The organism is Treponema endosymbiont of Eucomonympha sp. (assembly GCF_001028545.1).
This window is the reverse complement of record NZ_BBPW01000688.1, coordinates 1-435: the sequence shown is the minus strand read 5'-3', so window position 1 is coordinate 435 and position 435 is coordinate 1. Positions and strand designations below refer to the sequence as shown.

Here is a 435-nt window from a genome sequence, read left to right as displayed (position 1 = left end):
CGTGTGTGCAAGGGGGTAGCGTGGCAGCCGCGCCCGGGGCAGCCGTGGAGGGACATACCGCCGGAATTCGGGAATTGGAACAGCATACACAAGCGGTTTGGCCGCTGGCGGGACAAGGGAATATGGAGACTACTGGCGGACGCCGCAAAAGGCGAGCCGGCCGGAGATATCTTTATGATAGATTCGACATATATCAAGGCACACGCAGACGCATGCGGGGCACAAGGCGGCAGTCAGGACATTAGCCGCACAAAAGGGGGCTAAACAGCAAATTACATTTGGCGGTTGACGAGGACGGGATACCGGCAAGCGGCATTGTGACAAGCGGTACTGACGCGGAGCGTAATCAAGCGCTTCGACTCATGGAGGATTTGGACGCGGAAGCGTTCCTTGCGGAGCAGGTGTATGACCCGCATGAGCTGGTCGATATGCTTA

The 435-nt window shown here is 57.9% G+C and carries 1 protein-coding gene; it reads left to right on the top strand.

What is annotated here, in order from left to right:
* Nucleotides 1-264: transposase (locus AWU74_RS08630; RefSeq protein ID WP_162505132.1), on the top strand; the 264-nt coding region annotated here is incomplete at its 5' end.
* Between the last annotated feature and the right edge of the window lie 171 nt (nt 265-435).